This is a genomic window from Paenibacillus sp. CB74, assembly GCF_055687625.1.
The window spans coordinates 4,366,450-4,387,355 of record NZ_CM146009.1 but is presented as its reverse complement, the minus strand read 5'-3'; the positions used below and the strand labels follow the sequence as shown (position 1 = coordinate 4,387,355).

Sequence of the window (20,906 nt, the reverse complement as noted above, 5' to 3'; positions counted from 1 at the left end):
TTTGTTGTCCAGTAATACCTCTGTGCTAAGTCCGCTATAATCCAGGTCTGTTTACCGCGATATTTCTACATTTGCTGGTCTGGAATATATATCTTCATCGCAAAAGGAAATACGTGGCTAAAAAATAAAAACTCCATCCATATCTTTTCACCAAAAGAATTAGCTCTCCGGAACAAAAAATAAATGTATAAAAGGGCTATCCCCAGTTCATACGAGGGGATAGCCCTGGCCATTACTTATCCTTTGAACTTCTGCTTATTTCCTTGCAGTTAGCATAAAACGGGCCGAATTGGTGCGAATGCCTTGATCGCATCGATATGTTTCCACAAACTGCTGGAATCGCTCAAGGTCAGAGGCAGTTTCTCCAAAACCGGGAATGATCGGTGCATGGGTGAGCAGAAACAGCAAATCATCCGGTGTGGCGTAATACTCAATCGCATCATATTCACGGGCCTGAATGTCATGAAATCCAGCTTCGTGAAGTTCATGCTTGTAACGTTCCATCAAAGTGCCAGGTTGAATGCCAAGGCTTTGTCCACGGCCGAAAACTTCTGAAATGTTGGATTTATCGTGTTCGCTGACCTGCTGAGTTAGAAAAATCCCACCCGTATCAAGTACCCTGAAAACTTCTGAAGCAGAGAACCGGGAGTGTCTGGAGGATACCACATTAAAGAAATAATCAGGAAAAGCCAGTTTTTCTGCGTCCATTTGAAGAAAGCGTACATTGGAATGAGTTCCCGCGGAATGAGCTTCCACAGCCCGAAGATTCTGCTGTGCGGTCTCAATCATTCCTTGAGCAAGGTCGATTCCCACCAATAACAATGCCTTTCCCGCAATGGACAACACAGCTTCTCCACCGCCTGTTCCAATATCCAGTAACAGATCGGACGATCGCGTACGGCGAACAACTTCCTCATAGAAGTTCCATCCGATGTTCTCCGAGACAACATTCATGGAGCTGAAGTTCCAGCCAATCGTCCGGCCTACGCGTTCATAAAAGTCAGCATAATCTATATTGTTTTTCATTTACATTTCCTCCAATGTGAGTTTGATTAAACAGGACAAGAGAGTTGTGCCGAATCGTTCTATTGTAAATGATCGAATGGGATCAACTGGACAGACGTATCCCTTGATAGCTGGTACGCGTTTTGACCCAGCCCGACCACTATGTACTTCGAACAATACGGAGCAACATCCGTGTCACCTCACAAGTTGGAATGTCTTCATTATATTCAATTGACAGCGTATTCGCGAGGTTCTATTTTGAGTTGGAATCTGTTCTATGCAGATTTTTGTCAATTTACCTGTTCAAGACCTGAAGAAATCAACGAACCGCAGGATCAAGGATTCATGTACGGATGGAGTTTTCAGGATATGGATGATCATCTGCGGGAAGTTCCTATATGGATCTAAGCACTTTTCCTTCGGCATGACAAAAATATGTATGTAGATCCTTCCTATAGTTGTATAGGAAGTTTTTTTGCATTCATTATAATTCGTTCAAACGTGAAAGGTTATCGCTATCGTATTGGTAAAAAGCAATATATCGTAATCCAGATTCACCAAACGGCGAAGGGGTATGCCGACTACAGGTTAACCAGGTGGACGTGGACAAAAGCCGTTTGAAATTCCAGGCACGACAGCTATAATCTAGATAGAGGTACCATTACGAGAATGGTCAACTGAAAATATTGCATGGCAAAGGTAAAAAAGTGAAATGATTGTGGAGGGAGGGTTGGCCGATGTGCCAAGTCTCCTTTTTGATTGCTTATATTCAAAGCATCTGTTAAAATACAGAACGAATGTTCAGTATGCATGGAACGGAGTGAATGGAATGAATATGAATAAAAAACAACTTCAAACCGAGCAGACCAAGAAGAAACTTGCGGATGCTTCCAAAGCCCTTTTTGTACAGAAAGGCTATAAAGCAACGTCCATTGAGGATATTGTAGCTGCGACGGGTAGCAGTAAAGGCAATATATATTACCATTTTAAAAGTAAGGAAGGTCTGTTCCTCTATCTAATCGATGAGTGGGATCGGGAGTGGGAAGCGAGCTGGGCGGCCAAGGAACATCTCTATCGCACGTCCACGGAAAAGATTTACGGACTGGCTGAACAACTCGTCATGGATGACATGAATCATCCACTGACGAAGGCGGCTGATGAGTTCTTCACTGGGGAGAAGAAAGAAAATGATATTGAGGAACGGATCTCCTTGATGTTTGAGCGGCATATTCAATTTAATAAACAAATGATAGAACAAGGCATTGAGAGCGGCGAGTTCAAAGCAGACAATGTAGATCATCTCGCACTGATCTTGGAAAGTACCATTATTGGCCTAAGCCAGATGTCACGGGGCATGGAGCCTGAACAGGCTCTTGCGTTATACCGCCAGGCTGCCAGTGTATTCTTGCATGGCATTGCAAAAGATAAAGCTTAAGCAACATTTTGACAACTACGGAGGATGGAATCATGGCATTACTAACACGGAACAGGGGCGCATTGCTGCTGTTAATGTTTAATATTTTTCTTGTTTTTACGGGTATTGGCCTGGTTGTGCCGATTATGCCTGCGTATATGGATCTTCTGCATATCACTGGCTTCACAGTTGGATTGCTGGTCGCGGCATTTTCCTTCACACAGTTTCTGTTCTCCCCGCTTGCGGGTCGTTGGTCGGATACGTGGGGACGTAAAAAAATTATCGTTGGCGGTATGCTGATCTTTGCCGTATCGGAGTTTATGTTTGGTGCGGTTAATGCACCGGTGCTGCTCTTCGCAGCCCGTATGCTTGGTGGGATTGGAGCAGCGATGATCTTCCCGGCGGTTATGGCTTACACTGCGGATATTACTACGGAGGAAGAACGGGGTAAAGGGATGGGCTTGATCAATGCAGCCATTACAACCGGATTTATCATCGGACCGGGAATTGGTGGATACATTGCTGACTTTGGCATTCGAATTCCGTTTTACGCCGCAGGGGTTGCCGGTTTGCTGGCATCCATCATTACATTAATTATTTTGCCTGAATCTACCCGAAGCACAGGAGAGCAAAGTAAACCTGTGGCTGGCGAGTCGAATGTCAAAGCTCCGGGCATGATATCTCAATTACTGAATTCGTACCGTGAACCCTACTTCTTCAGCTTGATTATTGTGTTTGTTATGGCATTTGGTCTGGCAAACTATGAGACCGTATTTTCATTGTTTGTGGATCACAAGTTTGGTTTCACCACGAAAGACATTGCATTCATTATTACATTTGGTTCCATCGCGGGTGCGGTGGTGCAAGTATCCCTGATTGGTTGGTTGCTCAACCGATTTGGTGAAAAGATGGTCATTTCAGTCTGTCTGTTGTTTGTAGCCGTATTTGTATTGTTGACCTTGTTCGTGCACACGTATTGGCTCATTCTTGTCGTAACGTTTATCGTGTTTCTGGGTATGGATATTTTGCGTCCGGCCATCAGTACACAGATGTCCAAACTGGCACAGGAACAGCAGGGTTTTGTGGCTGGACTGAATTCGGCGTATACCAGCTTGGGGAATATCGCAGGTCCGATTGTAGCTGGAGCACTGTTTGATGTGAATATTAACTATCCTTACGTTTCAGCAGCAGCCGTTCTGGCGATCTGTTTCCTGTTATCCCTGCGGGTACTTCGAGGAGGCAAAACGGTGAAACAACCGAAGACTGAGATGTAATTGTATTATTGGAAATGAAGTACATTAACACAAAAAAACAGTCGATCACACCTAACGTGTGGTCGACTGTTTTTTATTATGTTATTAAAGGATTACGGTATTAACGAATTTCTCCATTCGTTTCAATCAGTTTTTGATACCAGTGGAAACTCTGTTTGCGGATACGTCTCAAATCCTTGATATCAAATTCTTCACGATCTACATAGATGAATCCATAACGTTTGCTTGACCCTTGATGTGTGCTAACCAGATCGATCGCAGACCAAGGGCAGAAGCCAAATACATCTACGCCGTCCGTGATCGCCAGTTGAATCTGTTCGATATGTTTATTGAAAAATTCAATACGATACGGATCGTTAACCACGTCGCCTTCCTCCAGTTTATCAAATGCACCCAGACCATTTTCCGTAACAATCAATGGCAGGTGATAGCGAGAGTAGATCTGACGCAGGGTAGAGCGGAAGCCGACCGGATCGATTTCCCAGCCAAACTCCGTTTTTTGAAGATTGGGATTCACAGATCCTCTATATGCGCCCGGTTCACCTACAATTTCATGCTGGTCTCCTGTATGAGAGAAGTCATTACCATCGTTCAGACTTTCACCAACCGTCTGGGAAGTGTAGTAGTTAAACGCAATAAAGTCAGGATTTCCTTGCGCCAGGATGTCCATATCTCCATCTTCAATGATGGGAGTATATCCTTTCTCTTCGAGATAACTCCAGGCAATATGATTATAACGTCCGTATACCGCCATATCGAGATAGAGCCAGTTACGAATGGCAGCATAGTTATCAGCCGCGAGTGTATCTTCTGGTTTGGAGCTCGCCGGGTAAATTACACCGATATTGGGAGCTGGGCCAATCTTGGCTTCAGGCAGCATATCATGACATAGGACCATGGCTTTAGCTTGAGCAACCAGCATATGGTGATTTTGCTGATACAGTGTTTTTTGCGGATCAAAAAGTGTTGTATCCAGTGTCCCCAGAGAGCCAGGATGCAGGATCAGCATATTTTGTTCGTTAATGGTCAACCAATATTTAACCCGATCTCCGTAGTTCTCATAAAGGGTCTTGGCATATTGTTCAAATGCATCAATTGTGGCACGGTTGGACCAGCCTCCTTTTTCTTCAAGCGCATAAGGAAGGTCGAAGTGGTACATGGTCACAATGGGCTCAATACCATATTTAATTAATTCATTAATGAGAGAATCGTAAAAGGCTAGACCCTTAGGATTCACTTCACCTGCTCCTTGCGGATAGATGCGTGTCCATGCGATCGAGAAACGGTAGGCTTTGAAGCCCATTTCAGCCAGCAATGCTACATCTTCTTTGTACATATGATAGTGATCACTGGTTACCTTGAAGTCGGTTACACCTTCGACATGGTTTCCCATATCGATGACAGAAGGGCCTTTACCATCTTCATTCCAGGCTCCCTCAATCTGATAGGCAGAGGTTGAACCTCCCCAGAAGAAATCTTTAGGAAATGGCTTTAGTTGAGTATGTTTCATGGTTAGTTCCTCCTAAGTTGAATTCGTATAGATAAGTTGTGTCAGACAACGAGAGTCAGCAGGACATCATTTTTCTCTACCTGCTCTTGATTCGTTTCGAACACATCCACTTCTTGCTTCGTTAGGGTCACAATGACAGGGGTTACGGTTTCGTATCCGGCTTCCTTGATCTTATCGATGTCAAACTGGATCAACAGATCGCCCTGTCTGACGATATCCCCTTCCTGAACGACAGGAGAGAAGTGTTTTCCCTTTAACGCTACTGTATTGATGCCGATATGAATCAGGATTTCTGTTCCTGCGTTGGTGGTTAATCCAATGGCATGTCCAGTCGGGAAGAGGGAAGTGACAACACCATCTACCGGAGCGACAACTTCACCAATCTCAGGTACAATCGCCAAACCTTTGCCCATAGCACCAGTCGAAAAAGCTGGGTCATTAATGGTACTCAGTGCTACGACTTTACCCGTAAGTGGACTATGAATTTGTTCCTTTTTGATTTCTGTTGTTTTGGTCTCAGGTACGACAGGAAGGTCTACCGGCGTACTTTCAGCTGATGTGCTGGAACCAGATTCATTTTTCTCGGAAGCTGTGTCTTTCGTTTTGCTTTCATAACCAAACATCACCGTTAATACCGCTGCTACCGCAAAGGAGCATGCAATCGCAATCACGTAGACAACCGTTGGTGTGTAGACAGGAATGGCAAAAATATTGTGGAACACATAAGCAGTCATTTTAACTCCAAAGTGACCATTAATGGCACCGCCGATCGCACCTGCGATAACTACGATAGGAATCACACGTTTATAACGCAAGATCAGACCGTATACGATTGGTTCAGTTACTCCTGCGAGTAAACCGGTAAGGCTGGTCGAGCCAGCAAGGGTTCGCAGGGTTTTATTCTTTTTGGCTTTCAGGAAAATACCGAAGGCTACACCGATTTGTGCAAATACAGCTGCAGCAGCCATGGCTTCAATCGGATCGCCGCCAACCCCGATATTCTGAATCGTGATGGGAGTGAAGCCCCAGTGGAGTCCAAAGACAACCATGAAGGTCATGAATCCACCGAGTACAATCCCTGATAATATACCGCTGACACCAATGAGCCAAGTTACACCGGAGGAGATCCAGTCACCTACTGTAGTGCCGAATGGTCCGAAGGCCATGGCGGACAGCGGAACCATAATCATCAGAGCAATCATTGGTACAAGGAACAATTGCAGGTCTTTCAAAATGATTTTTTTGAGTAACTTATCAAGAACAGCATAGATACTAATCGATATGAAGATTGGGAATACGCTGGCTGAATAATTCATCATCACAACCGGTATACCCAGGAACGATACATCTGAGCCCTTATCCATCAGCCCGGTGAAGCTCGGCTCCATCAGAGCGGCACCAATTACGCCAGCTACATAAGGATTGGCTTTCAGCTTCATACCCAGTGTGATCCCAAGGAAAATGGGCAAGAAATAAAATACAGCGTTGCCGGCAGCGGATAAAATCAAGTATGTGTCACTTGTATCCGACATCCATCCGAGCATGGTCAGGACAGTCAGCAAAGCTTTTAGCATACCTGATCCTGCCATAGCCGGGATTAACGGCGAGAAACTTCCGGATATAATTTCAAAAACTTTGGATAACAGCGAGGTTTTTTCCCCTGTGGACTCAGCCGATGAGGAGGAATCTCCTCCAAAATCCCGGTTTTTCATAATCTCCGCATATACATGAGCCACATTACTACCGATGACAACCTGGAACTGGCCGCCGCTTTCGACAACGGTAATAATCCCATCGTGTTTTTCAAGCGTTTCGCGTTCGGCCTTTTTCGAATCTTTCAGGTCAAATCTCAGCCGGGTCGCACAGTGGACAAGACTATTGATATTGGCTTCTCCGCCGACGAGACGAACGATGTCATCCCCCATTTTTTTATGATCCATGTTCATTCTCCTTTGTTGTTAAGATTGCCTGAAAACAAAAAAATACCTAAACGAATGGCTATGATCATCGGAAAGATGACCTGTTGCCAATCATTTAGGTATCGCCTGCTTGAGCAGTAACAATCCTTGTCGTTAAGTTGTGAGACCTACTATATATGACGCCGTAATCGTTTGCAAGCTTTTTTTATTCCGCGTCAAGCAAATCGTTACGGGAAGTGACACGTTGAATATGGATCGTCAAATACACCTTTTCATCAATGGACATGGCACTTTCAAACTTGTCTTCAAGATAATGATTAATCAACTGGGTGCACTGAAAAGCCTTGCTATATTTGTCTTTCACTTGCTCATACAGAAAGTTATCGCCTGAAGCAAATTGCTCCTGTTCATTACTTAACATTCGCTGCACAAAGTATTGCAGATGGGTAATAAACCGGGAATAATTAAATGAATTTTCATCCAGGGCGATGTGGTAATGGTTGGTCACAATGTTGAAGATATCATCAATAACTTCGGTAATTTCAACGGTCTGTTTCATGCCTTGAGCATCTTGGCGTGCGTTGACAAAATGCATGGCAATAAAACTTGCCTCATGTTCATCCATTTGGATGCCGAATTGTTCCTGGATCAGCTCCACAGCATTCATACCAACCCCAAATTCCTTCTTGTAAAACTTCTTAATTTGCCACAAAAGGGAATTCTTCAGCCCGACGGATTTACGGTACCGGGTAATGGCAAACTGAATATGATCGATCAATGAAATATAGATATTATCACTAAAAATATCGCCCATTTCCTTTTTGGCATGACCCACAATTTCGTCTGCTAACTTCAAATATTCAACCGATGTTTCCCCAATCAGATCAATGAGCTTTTGCGGTATTTTATCTGATTTCAGCACAAAGGTTTTTTCAATTTTATCCTCATCCACGGGCTGGCCGTTTTTCTTTTTAAAGCCAAGACCGTTGCCAATGACAACAAATTCGTGACCAACCTGGTTCTCAGCCCGGATGACATTGTTGTTGAAAATCTGACGAATGATCATATATGTGTTTCACCTCAATGGTCATAATAATAACAAAAAACCCAAACTAAGGCTCCATAGACAGCCTTGGTTTGGGTATCGCCTGCTTACCAGTAACAATCCCGAAGAAGATACAGCTTCCTCTTTCAATTATGTCCACTATACCGCTTTCATAACAGAATAACAATACAATGATTTATGGAAATGGACGTAAAGACGTGGATTTTTGGTATAATAAGAGATGCTGGAAGTGAATTAGATGGGCTGGGTTGCATAATAAGTTACCGAGGACGGTCATTTTTAAGCATATACAGGATTATTGGAGTGATAAGATGAGTAAAGCAAAAGGAAAAGGCGGCACCGGCCGTGGTACGGGTAAAAAAGGCTGGAACCGTTGGCAAGCCGCCGCTAACCGGGCAAAAAGTACACCGAAGCCTTATAAAAGTAAAGGTACGAAGAAGAAGGACGATACCGAAACTTCAAGTGGCAAGCCCGAGTAAGTGTGGTTTGACGATGCCAGAGGAGAGAGCTGCCTGACTAACGGGTGGGTCTCTTTTTGTTTGGAAATATATAAAATTAAATTGACAGTAGTGTAGATTTGGTAATAATATAGAGCTTACGCAAATTAGATGGTAGTGCTACTATATGGAGAAAGGAGCATCAGTATGCCTGTTAATATGGATGAAAATCCACTTGGACTGATTCTGTCACGGACGTATCTGGCCTATAAAAAAACAACAACCAGAAATCTGAGTGAACAGGATATTACTCCGGAACAATTTGCAGTTCTGAATGAATTGAGCAAGGCTGGAAGTCATATATCACAGAAAAAACTGGCTGAATTAACCGTTCGGGACCAAACAACTGTGGGTAAAATTATAGACAAGTTGATTCGTAAAGGTCTGGTGACAAGAGAAGAAGATCCACAGGACCGCAGAGCGGTATTGCTTTGTTTGACGGCGGAAGGACTGGAAATGAATAACGATCTGACACCAAAGGCAAAACAGCAAGAGCAAGAGGCACTCGCCGAATGTTCCCCTGAAGAGCTGGAAGTATTCATGAATGTGATGAATCGCATCTATGAAAAGATGAAATAAATTTTTTTGGACATATATGTGCATGTGCATATATATGTAGTGCAATTATTTTAATTTTAACTAATGGGAGTCGTGAACGAATGAAAAGCTTCAAAGATTTTCTTAAAGTGCCACAGACAAAAATAGGGTTGGTATTTGCATTGATTGTTCCGCTGTTATTTGTTGTGATCTGGATGACGGGTTATCATCAAGCCACGGAGAGAGTAGATCAACTTCAAGTTGCTTTGGTGAACGAAGACGGGACACAGGGAACAGAGGCGCAGAAGCAGATTGAAACGCTCGCGCCTTTCCATGTCAATGTTCTGAATTCTTCACAGGAAGCCGAGAAACAGATGAATGCGGGTAACTATGCGATGGTTATTGTTATTCCGGAAGGATTCACTGACCAGATTGCAGGCGGTACAGACGCGAGTTTGTCCTTTTATATCAATCAGGGAAATGCCGATGTAGCCAAATCCATTGTGGAACATGCGGCGACCGGAATGACTGCACAAATGGGTCAAGGGATTCTGGAATCCAAGGTTCAAGTGACACTTAATAACGATAGTATAAACAGCGATGAACTGAGTTCAGCTATTGGACAAGCGATGGCGAAGATGAATGAAGGGCCTGTGAAGGCTGAAATTAATAAAACGAACAGTGTCAGTGATTTTGCTACATCGATGCTGCCTATGATTCTGGGTTTTATCACCTACATTGCTGCGATGACCATGAACATTCAGTTCAATATCACGTCGAATATCATGAAGCGTAATCACTCCAAATGGGAAATCTTCTGGGGACGGCAATTGCTGTTATTGTGTATAGCTGTGATCGTTCCTCTGATTGTGGATACAGTCGCTCTTCAGTTCACGGATGTGGCGAGCTCCTTCGGCGCGTTGTATCTGTATCATGTGCTGGTGAGTCTGGCTTGTATCTGTTTCACACAAATGAGTTTTGCCCTGTTTGGCAATGCAGGCCCTCTATTTAATGTGGCGATGGTTCCGCTCCAGTTGATGACTGCAGGAAATATCATTCCAGCCGAGATGCTGGCGCCATTCTATCGTCATATTGGAAACTTTCTGCCCGCCTCCAATGGGGTACAGGGATTTATGCGTTTGATCTATAGTGGAGAAGCCGTAGGTGGATACATGATTCATCTTCTGTTGATCGCGGTTATAACGTGGGGGATTACGCTGCTGCGAGTTGGCATGCAAAAGAACAAGTCTGCCCAACCCACAGTCGCAACGGTTACAGCCTAAACATAATTAAGAAAGATCTGATGTGCAGCAACGATCCTGAAGATACGATATATCGTATCTTCAGGATCGTTGTTTTTGTTATTGAGCCTAATAATCAGAGGTCATGTTTTAACGGTTACGAAGCCAAAATCTGTTTCAGAAAGTACAGTTATTACTTCATACGTGCCTGTTATGACATGAAAGTTTAAGTGATGAGATTGAGTGCTACACTAAGTTTACATAAAAGGCACAACAAATCTAGGAGGTAAACGAATATGCAAACGGTATTTACTGGAGAGAATATTCAATTCAGTTATAACAAAAAGAAACCAGTACTAAAACAATTATCCTTATCGGTTGGAGATCGTCAGATTTACGGCTTACTTGGTCCCAATGGGGCAGGGAAATCTACTTTAACCAGAGTTATGCTTGGGCTGGATAAACCTCAAAATGGTAAAATTCAGTGGTTTAACGAACATCTCAATGCAAGCACAAACAAACGAGTAGGTTATGTTCCACAGGATTTGGCCTTGATTTATGACCTATCTGCTTATGAGAATGTATTGTTTTTCGGTAAACTGTACGGATTAAAGGGAGAGCGTTTGAAGAAACAGGTTCGTTTCGCCCTTGAATTTGTTGGACTGTGGGAAGAACGCAAACAAAAACCTAAAAAATTCTCGGGTGGCATGAAAAGAAGACTCAATATTGCTTGTGGTATTGTCCACAACCCGGATGTCATCATACTGGATGAGCCAACAGTGGGTGTTGATCCACAATCCCGTAATCGAATTTTGGATGCCATTATAGAGTTGAATCAACTTGGAACAACCGTTATCTATATTTCTCACTACATGGAGGAAGTTGAACGAATTTGCTCTCATGTCGGAATTATCGATGATGGACAATTGCTCTGCCAAGGTAAGCTCAATGATGTAATTCAGGAACATACAGACCAGGCTATCATCCGTTTGGAGCTACAACGTAAAAGTACGGCGTACACCAAGCAGCTTGAGGATTATGTTGTATTACTGGCAGAAGGCAACAATGTCGAGTTGGGAGTCCCTAAAAATGACGTGAATGCAATAAGTCAGATCAAAGATTCTTTTGGCGAAGATGTGAAAAGCTTTCAATATATTACCCCTAATCTGGAACAAGTGTTTTTCAAATTAACAAGAAAGAATCTGAGGGATTAGATCTATGTGGACGATATTTGCAACGAGTATGAAGCGTAAGCTTCAGAACCCTGTCGTATTTGTCAATTACATCCTGTTGCCGCTTCTTTTGATTATGATTCTGGGGAATGCATTGTCTGGTGTGTTTCAGACAGGAGATAAGGAAACAAAGTCCACTATCATATCTCAGATTTCAACAGTTGTGGTCAATGAAGATAGTGGAGATGTTGGGAAAAATATTGTTTCATTCCTTAGTAGTGAAGACAACAAAGAGATGTTTAATGTCAAGGTAGGCTCTAGTAGCACACAAGCGCTCAAGATGTTGGAGTCTGGAGAGGTAGAACAGTATATATATCTGCCTAAAGATCTAACAAGTGAGTATGAGAAAAATAAGAACGGTAACATCACGGTGTATGGTAAGGATAATAATATTGAGAAAGTTAATATTACAGACCTGGCCCTATCAGCCTATGGTGATGGCTACCTGGCAATGGAAGTTGCGAGTGCGGGCAATCCGAATATCGTATATTCACATGAGTATAGTAACATGTTGGTTGCTCCGGGAACTGCAACAGAGGCTTCCACGGAGAGTGGTTCCAATATTTCAGCGATGAGCTATTATGGCGTGACTATGTTAGTTCTGATTCTTGTATATGGTTTGGCTAATACCATGAATTTTGTACAGGAAGAGTACAGTGAAGCATTAGGAGATCGTTATCTGGTTAGTCCAATTTCCAAAACAGCATTAATTATGGGGCAGTTTCTAACAGGGTGTACGATATCTATTCTTCAAGGCGCAGTCATTGTATTCTGTGCAAAACTCTTCTTCAACGTCAGCTATGGAGACAACATGATGTTTGTATTCTTCATCATTATCGCAGGTTCAATTTTCTTTAACGCTCTAGGTTTGCTCTTGGGGGTTATTGGACGCCGAATCAAACAAGTGGATGGTGTAGTGACATTGTTGATTCCGGTTATGACATTTGTGGGTGGCGGATTCGTTAAACTTGATATGGGTGAGCTCAGTTCCATAAGCATCAATGAAGTGTTCCAACGTCCAATGTTCGATTATATTGGGCAAGGCGTAATTGATTTGATGCCTGTATTTACTGCCCTTATTGCTGCAATGGGTTTTGTTCTAATTGCAGTATACTCCCTCACAAGAAAGGAGGCACGATAAGATGCGGGTATTCGAACTGTATTTAAGACGTATTTTCAAGCGAAAACTTACCTTTATCTTAATCTTGTTGTTGCCAGTTGTATTTACGTATTCTGTAGTAGCGCAATATGAGGAAGCAACCAAGGTCACACTTACGATGTATGTAGAAGATTCAGCTGTGAATTCTTATATCACGGATATGCTGAAGAAGCAGAATGTCACCATTACTCAAGCAGCTTCGGCAGATGATGCTATTCATCATAGTACCAATCTGGGAATTGTATTCCCTTCAAGCACTCAGGACATATTTAATGATCCGGATCTGCTCAAGGTGAATAGTTACGTGAATGAGCAGAATTTCAATTCAAACTCGTTGGAGATTAAACTGAATAGTGTATTCTCTGTTTTAAAAACATTGGCCAAAAATGCCACCAGTGAAGAATCATTAACCGCAGGTATGAAAGAAGCTGCAGCAACCAAAGCTCCAATACAAGTGGAACAGAAGATTCTTGGAAACCCTAATGCGGTGGTATTAACGAGTTCATTCAATATGATTGTGTTTATCATTATGTTCCTTACAATGACCAATACACTGTTATTCCTTGGTGATAAGGTGCATACCACGACCCAGCGTTTATTACTGGCAGCGAGCAGTAAATTGAGCTACTATGTGCAGACCGTAAGTGTGTTTGCAGTTATCGGTGTAGGACAATTTATACTTATGATTGCTCTGATGACCGGAGTTTTCCAAATTGATCTGTCTTTATCGTTCGGAGAACTTCTATTGCTCGTGTTGGCGTATGGATTACTCAATATGATCGCGGCAGGTATTGGGTTACTGCTTGTAAGTCGTACAACCAAAATGTCTACCGGGCGGTTGCTTATTACCGTAGTATCGCTTCCTCTGGCGATGTTAGGCGGAACACTCTGGCCAAGTTCAATTATGCCTGAAGGCATGCAAAAGATTGCAAGTGTATTGCCTACCCATTGGATTACAGAGTTGAACAATGAGATGTTCAGTGGGTTTACAGGTAACAGTAGCATGATTACAGTGCATATTATCAGTTTGTTCGTCTGTGCTGCGGTTATTTTTGTACTACTGACAAGAGTGAGAACGGAAGATATTTAAGCTCTTCCAGCGTATATAATATAGCAGAACCTCGTTTTCCCGGTACATCCTCGAATTGAAGGGAGATGCCGGGGATACACGATGGAGATCGGAGGACGGATTATCTTGACCATTCAGGTTGCGCAAACCATCGAATTATCCAATCTATCATCTCTACACGAAAAAATTCTGTATGCCGAGAAACATCGGAAGAACTACGATATATTCTTCACCGTGAAATATGATTCTAAGTGGGCGGCTTGTAATATAGCTGATGCTATTGAACGAGTAATGAAAGGCCATAAAGCTTTAGGATTAACCATTGTACAGAAGGAGTCCCAATATGCTTTTTGTTCCAGGCTAAACACGCCTAATTCATTTAGAAGTCATATTTCTCTTCGGGATGTCAAACTGGATGTTTTTGAGGGAGAAGGGTTGGCAAAATACTATATAGATGAAGCGGAGTGCAGAATTGAATTTCTTATCCATCATCTGGTGTTTGATGGCGATTCGATGAACGAGTTCATGACCGCATTGGAATATTCAGTGCTTCATGGTGAGTTCTCTGTTCCTACTGGTCTGTACGATATGCCAGAGAGGTCCCTAACAATTCGAAAAAAAGATTCATCGATGCTCCATGACTATTTCGAATCCTTTAAGTCCATATCCCATTTCTCTGCTCATGAGCCATTGGAAGATCCCGTTTATGGAAAAGTCAAATTGTCATTACAAGTGTGGGAAGCCATAGGATCATTGGCACAAAAGCTCCGGATTACCAAATTTGGTGTCATATTATATGCAATAGCTCTTGCAACGGAGCGTAGGCAATCCCGTTTCGGGATAGTTATATCACGGCGGAATCATCAGACAGAACAAAATCAGATTGGTAATTATACAGATGTTGTTCCGTATTCATTCCAGCTGTCAGAACAGCTGAGTTACAAGGATAACGCCAAAGCTCTGTTCAAGAATTTTTTTGTGGCTATTGAATCTTCAAGTGCATTAACTTATGAGGAATATATGAATCTTATTGGCGTGAAGGGTTTTGACTTGGTCGTCTCTTATACACGAATGTCAGATCCAATTGCCCATTCTGAAGTGTTCTCAACCTTTGCTTTGGGAGATTATTTGTACAAATATGATAACCATACCCAATTCAATGAATATGAAGACGGTCTGTATATGGAGTTTCGTTACGATAACACCTTAGTAAAGGGCGTATGTGATTGTTTGGGAGAGATGGTACTTGAATTGAATAGTATTAATCTCGATGAGCAGTTAAGTATGAGTGGGCAGGAAGTAAGTATCAAAAAAGGTGAAGTTGAGCCAAAAAACAGCGCCACTATTAGTGCTGATAAAGCTCAGCGGAGTTCTACACTCCAACTTTTGTTTGAGCGATATAACGAAGAAGATCATCTACTGGATACGGATATCACCTCTTTCGAGATTGCTCAGATCATTACAGATGCCTACGAGTACTATGACGTTCAATTGTCTTACCATGATATTTATACTTCTTCTACAATTAAAGAATTGAAACAAAAACTCAGTAAAAAGTCCATTTCAGAACGGGAGGATGGACCAGAATCGACTAACCCTAATCATTATCATCTTCCTGGCTTTTTGAAAACAATCTTTATTGATAGTTTTCGTTTCATAAATACGGATATGTACAATGTAAGTTATGCTTTACGTCTAACGTCTCAGGCAGCCAGCCATATGGAAAGGGTTAAGGAAGCTATTGAACAGGTTATTCAAGGAAATGATATTTTTTTCACTTCATTTGAAATGCAGGATGGCCAGTTTATAGCTTCAGTAATGCCTCAGCAGCAGGTACATATTGAATGGGTGGATGTAGGAGATTTAAGCGATCTACAGCGAGATCAAGAAACACTTCGTATACATCCTCACTCACAATTATGGGACTTCAAACTTGTTCATTTGAATTCTACAGGAGATATGTATCTGTACTTCAATATTCATCATATACTTATTGATCATATGGGTATTCAAATCCTAAAAGATCAGATAACAGAGTGTTATAACAATCATAAACCTGTATATTCGCAATATGCTTCATTGGCAGAGGAGTACAGTCATGCTACCTCTATAGCCCTCAAGCAATGGGAAAGTCTTCTTCCGTACAAACAATTCCACAATCCGGGTAAATCTTCTCTTGGTAGTGGATACTTTCATCCATATCACTGGAACCTGGATATAGGCATACCGAATTTCGAAGAGACAGAATTAAGGATACTAAACGTAGTCCATTATTCATTATCCAGGTATTTTGATTACGAAGAGGGATATATTGGTGCTGTCTATCATGGGCGTGTTATAGCACGAACCAGTCAGGTCATTGGTTCATTTGCCAGAGTCTTACCTTTGTTCTTCTCTACTACGAATTCGGATATTCTGAAGAACAGCCTTTATATTGCAAGAATGAACCAAACGGTATCTTTAATGGATTTGAATGAACATGGATTTAATCTCTCCTATCCTCGTGTTGTTTTTCAAACACTGCAAGAAGGGGAAGAGCCTGAGGATTCATCTATATTTGATGAAACGATTGAATTTGATGGATTATCCAAGTTTCAAATTTTCGTTCAGCTGCGTAGAGGTTTTTCAAATTCCCAACTGAGTGTGTATATCGATAGTAACGTATATGACTCAGAAGAAGAAAGACGGATAATGGTTACTTTTGAGCGAGCTTTGAGGGAGTTTCAGATAATTCCTATGGATATTGAAGGAGGGGTAACATCAGATGGACCTTCTTCAATCTAGCGAACTGACATATATACAACGAAAAATGTTTATCTGCAATCAATTGCCTGTGTATCGTTTGCCATTCATCTATGAAATTCCAGAACCTGTTAGTCTTAAGGAGGTCTGCACTGCTCTTTTAATAACAATACAGGAGTGTCAAACCTTACAGACCCGGTATACCTATGATGCGGAGCACCGAATGTTTAATCAAGTTTATCACCGCCTGGATCCACATCAATTTGAAATTCCGCAGATCTATTTAGATGAACATCCCGAAATTTATTTGAAGCAAAGGAAAGAAATGATCGATCTTACCAAAGAATATCCCTGGAGAACTCAATTCGCAGAGTACAAACAAAAGATGTATTTACTAATTGAATTTCACCATATCTGTATTGACGGATGGGGAATTCGAAACTTTGAATCTATGTTTATGGATCACCTTGCAGGGCGATCTCGGAATTCACCAGATAGCGACTTTGGTTTTTACCAACGAATTAATGAGTTACAAACCAACAAGTCTTCTTTTACTAAGGAAGAATTCTTAAGGCTATCTGGACAAAATATGCATGTAACAACTAAAAAAGGTCATTTGGAACGTCTAATAAAACAATTGAAACCTGAACAATTTCAACATATTGAGAAAATTTCAACCTTGTTGAAAGTAACCAGAAATTCAGTTTTTCAAGGATTATGGGAATCGGTATTAGAACAGACTTGCACAGGCAGCGTGTATGGAACTATAGGTAATTGGCGTATGAGTATGGGAGCATTTCATGAGATTGGTTGTTTTGTACAGATGCAGTCCCGAAGAATTGTTAGGGGACGCGACATTTTAGCAACGATCAAACAGATCTCTTTGGATAATCTCAGTGCGTTTGCAGAGCGGAGCATGGAACCACCAACACGATGTAACATGGATCATCCAGTTGTCTATTCCTATGAAGAAGATATGTTCAGATACTTTCAATATATTCCTGCGGATAACTTAAACAAATTTGAACTATACATCCGTGTTTTTCTAGTGAATGGTAACGCACAGATCGAAATTGAATATAATCCAAGCCAATACAGTGAAGAGCAAATTCGATTTATGTTAGATCTAATGGATACAACGCTGAAAAACTGTCTTGTCTGAAAGGGGGATTTCTGTTGAATGTATTAGAAAAATTAGAGTGGAGTTTCAATACGCATAAGGAGAAAATTGCGATTAAGGATTCCTCAAAGACGCTGACGTATGGTCAATTGGATATACTGACAGCCAGGGTAGCAGAACATTTAATGTGGCAAAAAATAGCCAATGAAGATGTGGTAACTATTGAGGCGGAGGATAAGTTGGAGGCGATCATTCTCATGCTTGGAGTTGTCCGAGCGGGGGCTGCATATTGCGTCATTCCACAAGACTATCCGAATCATCGCAAAAATAAAATGCGTACTAAAGTGAATGGCAAAGTCGTACTTCGTAGTCTTAATGAAATAGAGAAGCAAGAGTGTGCCCGTCAAAATGTGGTACAAGACGTATTGGGGGTACAGCAAGCTTCTCGCCAAGCTAACAGTCTTTTATACATTATCTTCACTTCTGGATCAACTGGCGAGCCTAAGGCTGTAGCTATTGAAGATCGATCTATTGAAAAAATTGTGAGACAAAATGAATTCTACGAAGGCAATGTAATTGGTCAATTTGCTCCTCTTGAATTCGATGCATCCGTCTACGAAATTTTTGGCGGATTGCTGAATGGGATGACACTTAGAATGGTAAGTAAGGATGATAGTCTAGACTTTGATATCCTCCCAGAGATTTTGGAAGAGATCGATACGGTATTTCTGACAACACGATTGTTTAATCTATATGTTGAAGAATGTGTGGAGGACTTGAGCAAGTTGCAACTCATCTTAACGGGGGGTGAACGTGCTTCCATCAAACATCTGCATGAAGCGGCGCAATATTGCAATGTGTACAATGTGTATGGCCCAACGGAGACTACAGTCTTTGCCACCCGATATAAGGTAATTGGGGATGAAACAGAGATTCCGATTGGGAAGATGTTTGACCAGGGAAATTCTCTCATCCTGGATGAAAGTGGCATACCGGTTAACCGTGGAGAACAAGGACAATTATTGTTATCTGACTCAGGTTTGATGAGAGGTTACATCGACAACGATCAAGCGAACCAAAAGGCGTTTGCGTACTGGGAGGGGCAACGCTATTATCGGACAGGCGATGTTGTTTATGAGAGTGCTGGAGGGGAATTGAACTATGTCGAGCGAGCAGATCGGCAGGTTAAAGTCTCTGGATATCGGATTGAACTTGGCGAGATTGAACGTTGTGCATACAACTATGGCCTAAATAAAGAGTGTTTGGCTCATTACGATGGTACACGGCTGTACCTGTTTGTAACGGATATGATCGAACTCGAACCATTCCGTCAGCATCTTCGCAATATACTGCCAGATTATATGATACCAACAGTTAAGGTGGTGGGAAAAATCCCGATGAATAACAATGGTAAAACAGACATGCAAGCAATGAACCGACATAAAGATCAGGAGTCCAATAGTGTAAACAAGGTTGCAGAAGTAATGACAAGTGTACTCCAAAGTGAGCTAATCATGAGTAAGACTTTTTTGGAGCTGGGTGGTGACTCTATTAAAGCAATGGAAGTCATCTGGAAATTAGGAGGAGAGGGTTATCCGATAGATCTGGATATGCTATTTACACGCACCTTAGGAGAGATTGTGAATGATGTCAAAGCCGGCTAGTGATAGTGAAAAAAGAATTATTAATAGCAGTTTACTGAATCCTACGGCTTACAATATTCCCATGATTGTGAAGTTTGGGGAAGGGCTCAATGTTGCCAAAATGTATAATCTGCTTACATTATACTTTGAACAATTCGATATTTTCCGGACTTCCTATCGAATTGCTTCTGACATTGAGAGATGGATCACGGCAGAAGTACCTACAATTGAAATTTGCTCACAGTCTAAGTTTGAACCTCAAGCAATGCTCGATGCTCACTTGATATCGGTGGAAGATAAAGAGTTAGTCAAAATTGTATTATGTAAGGTGGCTGATGAAACCAATGATTACCTTTTTGTTAATGTACATCATGCATTACTTGATGGCTTAAGTATTAATCTTTTTTTGCAAGATGTAATTGCAGCATATCTCTCGGATGAGCCATTGGCCTTCCAATGCAGTTCGGTGGAAGAACATACGGATTCTAATATTAACTCACAGCGTAATACAGTTGATTTTGGAGAATATGAAGGATTTAAATCTCGGTTGCTCAACAAACAGATTGAGCATGTGAACTATCGAAGTGAAACTGTGAAACTGGGGAGTATGGTCAAACACAAATACACGGATTTCTCTTTATGTCTGACTGCTTTTGCAATCAGTGTAGCCGGCTGGCTGAACCATAACTCCGTGTATCTGGCTTATCCGTATCTGGGTAGAAATCAGACCAATTTTAGAGCACTTGGAAACTTTGTTCAGTTAGTTCCTTTTCATAAGAGGTTTGATACACAGAATTATTCAAGCGTGGAGCAACTCACTGCAGAAGTTCAACAACAGATATTCAAGGATCTGACAACGAGCAGCCATTATGATGCTGTGAGATATCGGGAGTCCATGAAATGTATGAACATTTTTCGGGATATCATATTTGACTACAAATCAGGAAGTCTGATCGAGACTACGCTTAGTCATGAGCATGCAATAACACTCCATGAAATCGAGACATATCGCGATGAAAAATATGGTCTTCACTTCTCGATATATAAACAACTGAATGAACTTCATATAACAATGATATCCAGCGAATATAGTTCGGAAGACATGGAACAACTGTTATCTATTTTTAGTCGTAATGTCCATGCATTATACGCTGATACGGAAATAGGGCTGGATCAAATGTTACGTTTGAAAGATGAAACTAAGACAGATGGAGATAACGCTTCTCCAAACGTTATCTTAAGAGAAGATAACTATGAAGTTATATACAAAGAGGTATCCGGGATGGTATGCACATTGCTGAATGAACAGACTGTACATGCAGAAGAGAGCTTTTTTGATCTCGGTATGGATTCGACACTCTTGGTAAAGTTCAAAAAAAGAATACGAGAACAATTCAAAGTGAATCTAAAAATAAGTGATTTCTTTAATCACTATACTTCCGAGATGCTGACACATAAAATTCTTGAACGATTATAAG

General features: G+C 41.6%; 16 protein-coding genes. 12 read left to right on the top strand and 4 right to left on the bottom strand.

Features of this window, described 5'->3' with window-relative positions:
* Window positions 1–255: 255 nt before the first annotated feature.
* Entirely contained in the window at window positions 256–1,026 is a 771-nt protein-coding gene (locus ACX9NY_RS19395) for a class I SAM-dependent methyltransferase (protein ID WP_472474508.1), read from the bottom strand.
* A gap of 814 nt (window positions 1,027–1,840) precedes the next feature.
* On the opposite strand from ACX9NY_RS19395, the gene ACX9NY_RS19390 reads away from it, so the two are divergent.
* Together ACX9NY_RS19390 and ACX9NY_RS19385 are read left to right on the top strand one after the other, a co-directional pair.
* The gene (locus ACX9NY_RS19390) at window positions 1,841–2,440 is read left to right on the top strand and encodes a TetR/AcrR family transcriptional regulator (RefSeq protein ID WP_339242912.1); all 600 of its coding nucleotides are present in this window, start codon (window positions 1,841–1,843) and stop codon (window positions 2,438–2,440) included.
* A gap of 32 nt (window positions 2,441–2,472) precedes the next feature.
* Window positions 2,473–3,693, top strand: coding sequence for an MFS transporter (locus ACX9NY_RS19385; RefSeq protein WP_339258918.1), 1,221 nt, complete (start codon window positions 2,473–2,475; stop codon window positions 3,691–3,693).
* A gap of 100 nt (window positions 3,694–3,793) precedes the next feature.
* On the opposite strand, the gene ACX9NY_RS19380 is transcribed toward ACX9NY_RS19385, so the two are convergent.
* The 3 genes from ACX9NY_RS19380 to licT form a co-directional block, all read right to left on the bottom strand.
* The gene (locus ACX9NY_RS19380) at window positions 3,794–5,203 is read right to left on the bottom strand and encodes a glycoside hydrolase family 1 protein (protein ID WP_472474506.1); all 1,410 of its coding nucleotides are present in this window, start codon (window positions 5,201–5,203) and stop codon (window positions 3,794–3,796) included.
* 41 nt (window positions 5,204–5,244) lie between these two features.
* Window positions 5,245–7,143 (bottom strand): beta-glucoside-specific PTS transporter subunit IIABC, encoded by a 1,899-nt coding sequence (locus ACX9NY_RS19375; protein ID WP_472474504.1) that lies wholly within the window; start codon window positions 7,141–7,143, stop codon window positions 5,245–5,247.
* 184 nt (window positions 7,144–7,327) lie between these two features.
* Window positions 7,328–8,188, bottom strand: coding sequence for a BglG family transcription antiterminator LicT (gene licT / locus ACX9NY_RS19370; RefSeq protein WP_342571888.1), 861 nt, complete (start codon window positions 8,186–8,188; stop codon window positions 7,328–7,330).
* Between the two features lie 311 nt (window positions 8,189–8,499).
* Between licT and ACX9NY_RS19365 the strand changes: the two genes are divergently transcribed.
* The 10 genes from ACX9NY_RS19365 to ACX9NY_RS19320 all read left to right on the top strand — a co-directional run bounded on the left by ACX9NY_RS19365 (window position 8,500) and on the right by ACX9NY_RS19320 (window position 20,905).
* Window positions 8,500–8,667, top strand: coding sequence for a DUF3934 family protein (locus ACX9NY_RS19365; RefSeq protein ID WP_076333364.1), 168 nt, complete (start codon window positions 8,500–8,502; stop codon window positions 8,665–8,667).
* Between the two features lie 165 nt (window positions 8,668–8,832).
* On the top strand, window positions 8,833–9,264 hold the full coding sequence (locus ACX9NY_RS19360) for a MarR family winged helix-turn-helix transcriptional regulator (protein ID WP_342571889.1): 432 nt from the start codon (window positions 8,833–8,835) through the stop codon (window positions 9,262–9,264).
* An 80-nt stretch (window positions 9,265–9,344) separates the two neighbouring features.
* Window positions 9,345–10,505 (top strand): YhgE/Pip domain-containing protein, encoded by a 1,161-nt coding sequence (locus ACX9NY_RS19355; RefSeq protein WP_342571890.1) that lies wholly within the window; start codon window positions 9,345–9,347, stop codon window positions 10,503–10,505.
* A 254-nt stretch (window positions 10,506–10,759) separates the two neighbouring features.
* On the top strand, window positions 10,760–11,677 hold the full coding sequence (locus ACX9NY_RS19350; RefSeq protein ID WP_339239647.1) for an ABC transporter ATP-binding protein: 918 nt from the start codon (window positions 10,760–10,762) through the stop codon (window positions 11,675–11,677).
* Window positions 11,678–11,681: 4 nt separating this feature from the next.
* Complete coding sequence (locus tag ACX9NY_RS19345) at window positions 11,682–12,836, top strand: ABC transporter permease (RefSeq protein ID WP_339239650.1); 1,155 nt, start codon at window positions 11,682–11,684, stop codon at window positions 12,834–12,836.
* A gap of 1 nt (window position 12,837) precedes the next feature.
* Window positions 12,838–13,944, top strand: a complete 1,107-nt coding sequence (locus tag ACX9NY_RS19340) for an ABC transporter permease (RefSeq protein ID WP_339239653.1) — start codon at window positions 12,838–12,840, stop codon at window positions 13,942–13,944.
* A 105-nt stretch (window positions 13,945–14,049) separates the two neighbouring features.
* Window positions 14,050–16,707: a condensation domain-containing protein gene (locus ACX9NY_RS19335; protein ID WP_472474500.1), complete on the top strand. Its 2,658-nt coding sequence runs from the start codon at window positions 14,050–14,052 to the stop codon at window positions 16,705–16,707.
* The gene (locus tag ACX9NY_RS19330; RefSeq protein ID WP_472474498.1) at window positions 16,688–17,827 is read left to right on the top strand and encodes a condensation domain-containing protein; all 1,140 of its coding nucleotides are present in this window, start codon (window positions 16,688–16,690) and stop codon (window positions 17,825–17,827) included. Before ACX9NY_RS19335 ends, ACX9NY_RS19330 begins: the two co-directional genes overlap by 20 nt.
* Window positions 17,828–17,841: 14 nt before the next feature.
* Window positions 17,842–19,449: a non-ribosomal peptide synthetase gene (locus ACX9NY_RS19325; RefSeq protein ID WP_472474496.1), complete on the top strand. Its 1,608-nt coding sequence runs from the start codon at window positions 17,842–17,844 to the stop codon at window positions 19,447–19,449.
* Window positions 19,430–20,905 carry a condensation domain-containing protein gene (locus ACX9NY_RS19320; RefSeq protein WP_472474494.1) on the top strand — a complete coding sequence of 492 codons (1,476 nt, stop codon included), beginning with the start codon at window positions 19,430–19,432 and terminating at the stop codon, window positions 20,903–20,905. Before ACX9NY_RS19325 ends, ACX9NY_RS19320 begins: the two co-directional genes overlap by 20 nt.
* Window position 20,906: the final 1 nt, after the last annotated feature.